Origin of the sequence: Dokdonella sp., from assembly GCF_036518555.1 — a bacterium.
In the GTDB taxonomy this organism is placed as follows: Bacteria; Pseudomonadota; Gammaproteobacteria; order Xanthomonadales; family Rhodanobacteraceae; genus Dokdonella_A.
Genome location: NZ_DATDMY010000127.1, coordinates 1 through 8,458 on the forward strand (window position 1 = coordinate 1; position 8,458 = coordinate 8,458).

At 68.8% G+C, this 8,458-nt stretch carries 7 protein-coding genes; 5 read left to right on the plus strand and 2 right to left on the minus strand.

Annotation, left to right across the window (positions count from 1 at the left end):
• The coding region (locus VI238_RS07540; RefSeq protein ID WP_331650064.1) for a M24 family metallopeptidase at nucleotides 1-796 on the plus strand (796 nt) is incomplete at its 5' end.
• Nucleotides 797-825: 29 nt separating this feature from the next.
• Here the strand turns inward: VI238_RS07540 and VI238_RS07545 are convergent.
• On the minus strand, nucleotides 826-1,419 hold the full coding sequence (locus tag VI238_RS07545; RefSeq protein ID WP_331650065.1) for a DUF1579 family protein: 594 nt from the start codon (nucleotides 1,417-1,419) through the stop codon (nucleotides 826-828).
• Nucleotides 1,420-1,899: 480 nt separating this feature from the next.
• Between VI238_RS07545 and VI238_RS07550 the strand changes: the two genes are divergently transcribed.
• The 3 genes from VI238_RS07550 to VI238_RS07560 all read left to right on the plus strand — a co-directional run bounded on the left by VI238_RS07550 (nucleotide 1,900) and on the right by VI238_RS07560 (nucleotide 5,925).
• Nucleotides 1,900-2,238 carry a DMT family protein gene (locus tag VI238_RS07550; protein ID WP_331650074.1) on the plus strand — a complete coding sequence of 113 codons (339 nt, stop codon included), beginning with the start codon at nucleotides 1,900-1,902 and terminating at the stop codon, nucleotides 2,236-2,238.
• A gap of 143 nt (nucleotides 2,239-2,381) precedes the next feature.
• Nucleotides 2,382-3,191 (plus strand): hypothetical protein, encoded by an 810-nt coding sequence (locus tag VI238_RS07555; protein WP_331650067.1) that lies wholly within the window; start codon nucleotides 2,382-2,384, stop codon nucleotides 3,189-3,191.
• Nucleotides 3,192-3,243: 52 nt separating this feature from the next.
• The gene (locus VI238_RS07560; protein WP_331650069.1) at nucleotides 3,244-5,925 is read left to right on the plus strand and encodes a BACON domain-containing protein; all 2,682 of its coding nucleotides are present in this window, start codon (nucleotides 3,244-3,246) and stop codon (nucleotides 5,923-5,925) included.
• Between the two features lie 196 nt (nucleotides 5,926-6,121).
• Here VI238_RS07560 and VI238_RS07565 read toward each other — a convergent pair whose 3' ends face one another.
• Nucleotides 6,122-7,276 carry a choice-of-anchor Q domain-containing protein gene (locus VI238_RS07565; RefSeq protein ID WP_331650071.1) on the minus strand — a complete coding sequence of 385 codons (1,155 nt, stop codon included), beginning with the start codon at nucleotides 7,274-7,276 and terminating at the stop codon, nucleotides 6,122-6,124.
• A 190-nt stretch (nucleotides 7,277-7,466) separates the two neighbouring features.
• On the opposite strand from VI238_RS07565, the gene VI238_RS07570 reads away from it, so the two are divergent.
• The coding region (locus VI238_RS07570; RefSeq protein ID WP_331650072.1) for a cbb3-type cytochrome c oxidase subunit I at nucleotides 7,467-8,458 on the plus strand (992 nt) is incomplete at its 3' end.

Consider the following 8,458-nt stretch of genomic DNA (forward strand, 5'->3'; position numbering starts at 1 on the left):
GCTCGGCATCGAGGAAACGACGCGCTACTACGCGGTGGAGCAGTTGCAGCAGCGCCTGTCCACGCTGACCTTGCGCAGCGCGACGCCGGTGACGGCCGGATGCCGCGGCGTGAAGTCGCCGCATGAAATCGAGTTGATGCAGGTCGCCAACGACATCACCGCGCATGTTTACCGGCAGGTGCAGCGCGAGTTGCGCGAAGGCATGAGTGAATCCGAACTCGGGGGTCTCATCAGCGCGCGCTACGCCGAATTCGGCGTCGAGGGCGACGCGCTCGTACTGTTCGGCGAAGCGTCCGCGTATCCGCACGGCTTGACGCGCGACGTCGTGCTCAAGGACGGCGACGTCGTGCTCATCGACGGCGGCTGCAAGGTCGAGGGCTACGGCTCGGACATCACGCGCACGATGGCGTTCGGCAAGCCGAGCGCAAAGATGCAGCGCGTGTTCGAGATCGTGCGCGGGGCGCAGGACGCCGGCCTCAAGGCCGCGCGACCCGGCGTCGCCGCGGAAAAGGTCGACGCCGCGGCGCGCAGTTACATCGCCGATCACGGCTATGGCCCGGGATACAAATACTTCACGCATCGCCTCGGCCACGGCATCGGCATGGACGGGCACGAGTGGTACTACCTCGTCGGCGGCAACACGCGCGCGCTCGCGCCGGGCAATATGTTCAGCAACGAACCCGGCATCTACATCGTCGGCGAGTTCGGCATCCGCACCGAGGACGAAATGCTGATCACCGACGACGGTGCGCGCTTGTTGCTGCCGCAAGCGAAGAGCTTGCAGGATATCTTCTGAGCGAGCCGGCCGAGCTGCGGTCGTCCGGCCTACTGGAGCGACGGACGGCGTAGCGCGTTCACTTTGGCCGACGGCGCGCGTGTGCGGAACAGCACGTCGAAGGCGGGGGTCCACGTAGCACCACGGTCTTTCGACACGACGGCCGATTCGCGCACGTCAGTGCCCTGCATCGTCCAGGTGATCCGCTGCAGCACGGTGGTGCCGTTCGCGAGGTGCACCTCGCCTTCGAGCACGAGCGCACCGTCATTCTTCGCGTTGCCCGCAATCGCCATGAACGACCCGCGGTTGGTGACCCAGGTCTGCTGCCACTGCCTGCGCGCGGCGTCGTAGCTCAGGATGCTGTCGCCGACGAGGCCGTCGGCCTGCTCGTAGCGTTCGTGCAGCGCGCAACCGCCGACGATGGATCGCACGATCGTGCGGCCTTGCACCGGACCGCTCGGCGCTTCGGTATCGAACACATCCCATTCGCCGATCCAGGCGTCGAGTTGGTGATACGCGGCGTCGGTGCAGGCGGGCGCGGCGGTGTCGGCGCGGACGGGATTGAGCGCGTCCGGGGCGATGAGCGCGACGCCGAGTGCGAGGGCGGCGAAGCGTGCGGAAGCGAAGCGATGCGTCGTTTTCATGAGGGGGCCGGTTCGTAGGTGCAGACGGTCGTGCGCGCGAATGCATTGGTTCACGAATGCCGTCGGATTGCTGGCCGTTTTCGGCCATCATCACTGCCATGTCGCGCGGCGTGAGGCATCGGCATAGGCGCACCGGGTCGCCGCTCGCGCTGGCCGGACGCGCTAAGCACGGCCGGCGAGGCATCGCGGAACCGTGCCGGCCGACCTGGCGGTCGTCCGGCCTGCTCGCTGCTTCGACGTGGATCGCGGCTGAAGCCGCTCCTGCAGCGCGGCGGATTTTCGGGGCACGCAAGAGCATCGCGGCTTCCGCCGCTTCCACAGGGCGCATCGGAATTGCGCTGCGTCTGTGGGCCCGACGCGCGCAGCGCGGCCGGCGAAGCATCGACAAGAGCGAGCCGGCCGCGCTTCGCGCGTCCCGGCCTACGTCATGCGCGGCGGCACCGGCTACGATGCATGCATCGCCCATCGAGCCTGCCTGCCATGTGGAATGCCCTGCTCCCCGTCCTGCTGCTGATCGGGTCGAACGTGTTCATGACGTTCGCCTGGTACGGCCACCTCAAGTTCACCGACCGGCCGCTCTGGCTCGTGATCGTCGTGAGCTGGGGCATCGCGTTCTTCGAGTACTGCCTGCAGGTACCGGCGAACCGCTACGGCTTCGCGGTCTACAACCCGGCGCAGCTGAAGGCGATGCAGGAAATCATCACGCTCGGCGTGTTCGTCGTGTTCTCGGTCGCCTACCTCGGCGCGCCGATCCGCTGGAACCACCTCGCCGGGTTCGCCCTGATCGTCGTGGCCGGGTTCCTGATCTTCAAGGAGTGATCGATGGGAGCGCTGCGCTCCGGTCGTCCTCACCCTGCCCCTCTCCCGCAACCGGGAGAGAGGGAACAGCGGCGAGCGTACTGGCATAGTAGGCGTTTCGCCGGAATCCCGGGCCCGGCGCTGGCATGGATCGAGGAGTCGTGATGTCTGCAAGGTTTTCGCTGCCGCGTATCGCCCTGCTCGTGGTCGTCGCGCTCGCAGGCGCGTGCAGCGGCGTGCGACCGCAGGTCGAACACGCCCCCGGCGACGTGCGCATCGAGCGCGTCGACCGCGAGTTCGACATTCCCGCGGGCGTCACGCGCATCGCGATCACGAACCTCACGGGCGAGATCAACCTGCGTTCGCGCGACGAACGCGAGGTCGGCATCCACGCGGTCGTGCAGCGCATGCCGCCCGGCCACGCGCATGCGCGCTTCCGCACGCGTCGCGACGGCGACACGTTCGCGATCGAGGTCGGGTTCGATGGCGACGCGGCGGGCCGCGTCGACGTCGCCGCGTACCTGCCGGGCGACCTCGCTGTCGCGCTGACGACGCGCGACGGTCGCATCGCCGCGAAGCGGCGCGCGGGACCGATCGAGGCGACGACCGAATCGGGGCCGATTTTCGCCTCCTCGCGCGACCGGCTGCGCCTCGCCTCGCGCAGCGGCACGATCCGCGCGGTCGCGATCGGCGCGCGCTGGCACGGCGACAGCACGGTCGAAACCGACACCGGCCAGGTCGTGCTCATGGTGCCGACGTTCGGCGACGTCGTGCTCGACGCGGCGAGCGGCGGCAAGGTCTCGACCGATTTCGGCCTCACCGTGCGCACGGATGCGGGCGGCCTGCACACGGCGCGCGCGCGCTTCGGCCTCGCCACCTCCCCGTTGCACGTGCGCAGCCGTACGGGAGAGCTCGTACTTGAACAGCTCGTCCTTCTGGGGGACGATACCGAGATACCCGAAGACGACGACTGATTCCGCCCAGGGGTGGACGGCGGCCGCTGCGTTTTCGCCACGAGGAGAGCCCATGCCGTCCATGTTCCGTCCTGCGGCCGTCGCCGCGTTCGCCTTCGCCCTCGCCGTACCGTCCGCATTCGCCGCGGTCGGAGGCGACCCGCTCGTCAGTGTCGGCGCCGATTACGTGAGCCCGCCGTCGCAGCCCGAGCAGTTCTTCCTCGACGCGCGCCTGCGCCCGGCCGTAGCCGCATGGCAGCCGGGCGACCCGATCCGCGAGGTACCGCGCCAGTTCCACGGCGAGGAGGAACTGCAGCGCCATCCGCCCGCCGCGGTCAATCCCGTGCTGCTCGAGGATGCGGACCTGTTGACCGCGTTGCAGCGGCGCGTGGTGCCGAGCGCGACCGACGCGTTCACGACGCCGTTGCTGAACATCCCCGGCCAGGGCTACACCGGGGTGTTCCCACCCGATCCGTCCGGCGACGTCGGCGGCGGCTTCTACGTGCAGTCGATCAACGGCAGCGGCGGCGCGGTGTACAAGATCTACAACACCAACGACGGCAGCACCGCCGCCGGACCGTTCACGATGGAAGGCCTCGGCAGCGGCGGCGCCTGCGCGAGCGGTCTCGGCGACGGCATCGTCGTCTACGACCAGCTCGCGCAACGCTGGTTGCTGACCGAGTTCGCGAGCGCGGGCAACAACCTGTGCGTCTACCTCAGCGCGAACAGCAACCCGGTCACGACGACGTGGACGCGCTACGTGTTCACGACGCCGACGTTCCCCGACTACCCGAAGTACGGCGTGTGGCCGAATGCGTACTACGTCGGCGCCAACGAGGGCCCGGCGGTCTACGCGCTCGACCGCGTGAAGATGCTCGCGGGCCAGGCCGCGACCCTGCAGCGCAAGACGGTGCCGTCGCTGAACGGCCTCGGCTTCCAGCTCGTGCTGCCGGTGTCGTTCACCGGCACCACGCCGCCGCCCGCGAATGCGCCGGGCCTGTTCGCGCGCGACAACGACGACGAGCGCAACAGCCCGGGCAGCAACAACCCCGCCGAGGACTACCTCGAGCTGTTCACGATGAACGTGAACTGGACGACGCCCGCGAACACGACGCTGACGGGCCCGATCCGCATCGCGGAAGCGGAGTTCAACTCGCAGTTCAACGTGCCGAGCGGTTTCGGCGCGATCAACCAGCCGGCCACGACGCGCCTGCTCGACCCGCTGCTCGAAGTGCTGATGTACCAGGTGTACTACCGCAACTTCGGCGACCACGAATCGATCGTCGGCAACCACGTCACCCAGCTGCCGAGCGGCGGCAACAACGCAGGCGTGCGCTGGTTCGAACTGCGCCGCACGGGCGGCCTCGCGGGCAGCTGGTCGGTGTACCAGCAGGGCACGTACGCGCCCGCCGATGCGGGCGGCCAGATCAGCCGCTGGATGGCGGCCACGGCGATGGACAAGGCCGGCAACATCGCGCTCGCCTACAACGTCGCGCGCAAGACGCCGGCCGTGTTCCCCGGCCTCAGCTACACCGGCCGGCTCGCGACCGACGCGCTCGGCACGATGACCCAGGCCGAGACGTCGATCATCGCGGGCAGCACCTCGCAGACCAACTTCGACCGCTGGGGCGACTACCACCAGATGGGCGTCGACCCGGACGACGGCTGCACGTTCTGGTTCACCGCGATGTACGAAGCGGCCGGCAACCACTGGGACACGCGCATCGCCTCGTTCCGCTTCGACGGCTGCGCGAACCAGACCTCGTTCACCTTGACCGGCACCAACCTCAGCCAGGACGTCTGCGCGGCGACGCCGTCCGCGACCGCGCTGCAGCCGGTCACGATCACGGTCAATCCGGTCAACGGTTTCGCGAGCCCGGTCACGATGAGCTTCCCCGCGCCGGGCCTGCCGGCCGGTTTCGGTGGCACCTACGTGCCGGGCGTGATCACGCCGCCCGCGACGACGTCGGATGCGAACCTCACGGTCACCAACGCGGCGACGCCGGGTGCGCACGACATCGTGCTGCGCGGTAGCGCCGACGGCGTCGACCATGACCTCACGCTCGCGGTCAACGTGACCACGCAGGTGCCCGGCCAGGTCGCACTCGTCTCGCCCGCCGACAACGCGATCAACCAGCCCGCGCAGCCGCTGTTCAGCTGGGCCGCGTCGCAGCAGGTCACGAACTACACGATCGACATCGCGACCGATGCCGGCTTCACCGACATCCTCCTGTCGCAGACGCTGCCGGGCGGCGCGACGTCGTTCCAGCCGAGTGCCGCGCTCGAAGCGGGTCGCCAGTACTGGTGGCGCGTCGCGGCGACGAACCTCTGCGGCACGTCGACGCCGAGTGCGGTGTTCACGTTCACGGTCACGCCGCCGCCGGCGCCGCTGCTCGCCGTCGCACCGGGTTCGCTCGATGCGTCGGTGATCGCCGGCCAAGCGACGAGCGTGCCGCTCGCGATCGGCAACGCAGGCACCGCGGACCTCGTCTGGACGGTGGACACCGCGCCGGCCGATTGCGCGTCGCCGGCAACCGTCGCGTGGCTGTCGCTGAATCCCGCAGGCGGCACCGTGCACGCGGGCGATCCGGACGCGACCGTCACGGTCGGGCTCGACGCGACCGCGCTCGCGGCGGGTACCTACACCGCGAACGTCTGCGTGCACAGCAACGACGCGACGAATGCGCTCGTCGCCGTGCCGGTCACGCTCGATGTGCTGACCGACGACACGATCTTCCGCAACGGGTTCGACTGATCGAACGCGCGCCAGCCGCCGTCGTCATCCGACGGCGGCTGCGCGACGCCCGATGCCGCGCCCGAGCCGGGTCGCGCGGGCTTCTGGCGGCCGCCCGGATGCGCAGCGCGACGCCGCGCTTGCGCGCCACGTACCGGCATGACGGGGTCGATCCGCAGCGCGCACGGCATGGCCCGCACGCGCCCGCGCGAGGGGTCTATTCGAAGCCGTCGTAGAAGATGAGGTCGAGCGTGCCGCTCACCTCGACCGCACCGCTGTCGCACGAACCATTGCCGATCACGCCCCCCGGGCGGCTCGCGCCGCGCTGGTCGTACGGCTGCGCGCACTGCGCGTTCGGCACGCGATTGATCGCCGCGCTGCCCGCGCCCGGCAGCATCGTCTGCGTCGGGCCGCCGTTGTTCGCGAGCGCGCCGAGCATCGGATCGCCGGCGCCGTCGCCCGGGGCCGCGAACGGGCACGAGGTCGCACCGAACCAGACGTTGTAGCCGCCCGACGTCAGCACGCCGTCGCAGTTGCCGTTCGTGTTGTTGGCCATGATGGATCGACTCACGACGAGCGTCGCGCTGCCTGCGCCGTCGTTGTAGAGGCCGCCGCCGAACGCCTGCCCCGTGTTGCCGACGATCGTCGCGTATTCGACCGTACTGGTGCCGCTGCCGGCCTGGTAGATCGCGCCACCGCCGCTGCCCATGCCCGTGGTCGCATTCCCCGTGAACGTCGAATCGAGCACGTCGAGGGTGGAATTGCTGTAGATCGCGCCGCCGTAGCGACCGGTCGAATTGCCCGTGAACGTGCTCGACTCGACCGATGCGTCGCCGCCGTCGTTGGCGATCACGCCGCCGTCGCCGCCGATCGCGGTCGCGGTGTTCTGGTTGCCGCTGAACGTGCTCCAGCGCACGCGCAAGGTGCCGCTGTTGGCGACGACGGGGCCGGCCGATACGTTGGTCTGCACGCGCACGTGGTCGAGCTTGAGCGCGCCGAAGTTCTCGAGCGCGTGGCTCTGGTTGAACTCGGCGTGCTGCAGGGTCAGGCCCTTCAGCGTCGCGTTCGCGCTCGCGAACACCTGGAACAGCGCCGACGTGTTCCCGCCGTCGAACGTGATCGCATTGCCGCCGTCGATGACGACGTCGTTGGCGATCGTCTTGTAGTTCGTGAACGTGATCGTCGCCGTGCCGCAGTTGAACGTGATCGTACCGCTGCCGCTGCCGTCGACGGCCGCGAGCGCGGCGGCGAAGCCGGCTTCATTGCAGTTCGGCGGCGAGACGACCGCGTTCGTCGCAGCGGCATCACCGGCGGCGGCGAGCAGGATCGAGGCGGCGAGCAGGCGGCGGGTGGGCGTGGTGGGTGCGTTCATCGATTCCTCCATGCGGATGCGGACCACGAACCATGGAACGGCAAAGCGGGCGAAGACGAGACACGCGCGGCCGATCGTGGCGAAACGTCGCAGGCCATGCAAGCGGGGCCGCCACCCGCACTTGACGCCGATCAAGTGCGCGCCCCGGCGCGTCGCCGACACTTCGCGCGGATCTTCCAGGGGCCAACCTATGCAGAGCGTGGAAACCTACAACGACCGGGTGGTGCGCCAGTTCACGATCGCGACGATCGTCTGGGGCGTCGTCGGCATGGCCGTCGGCCTGCTGATCGCGGCCCAACTGGCCTGGCCGGCGCTGAACTTCGACATCCCGTGGCTCACCTACAGCCGGCTGCGGCCGCTGCACACGAACGCGGTGATCTTCGCGTTCGGCGGTTGCGGCCTGTTCGCGACCTCGTACTACGTCGTGCAACGCACCTGCCAGGCGCGCCTGTTCGGCGACCGCCTCGCCGCATTCACGTTCTGGGGCTGGCAGGCGGTGATCGTGCTCGCCGCGATCACCTTGCCGCTCGGTTACACGCAGAGCAAGGAATACGCCGAACTCATCTGGCCGATCGACGTGCTCATCGCGGTGGTCTGGGTCGTCTACGCAGTCGTCTTCTTCGGCACGATCGTCAAGCGCAAGGTCAGGCACATCTACGTCGCCAACTGGTTCTTCGGCGCGTACATCCTCACCGTCGCCGTGCTGCACATCGTCAACAGCCTCGCGATCCCGGTCACGCTGACCGACTCCTACCCGATCTATTCGGGCGCGGTCGACGCGATGGTGCAGTGGTGGTACGGCCACAACGCGGTCGGCTTCTTCCTGACCGCGGGCTTCCTCGGGATCATGTACTACTACGTGCCCAAGCAGGCGCAGCGGCCGATCTACTCGTACCGGCTGTCGGTCGTGCATTTCTGGGCCTTGATCGCGGTCTACATGTGGGCCGGTCCGCACCACCTGCACTACACCGCGCTGCCCGACTGGGCGCAGTCGCTCGGCATGGTGTTCTCGCTGATCCTGCTCGCGCCGAGCTGGGGCGGCATGATCAACGGCATGATGACGCTGTCGGGCGCGTGGCACAAACTGCGCACCGACCCGATCCTCAAGTTCATGATCGTCTCGCTGTCGTTCTACGGCATGTCGACCTTCGAAGGGCCGATGATGTCGATCAAGACGGTCAA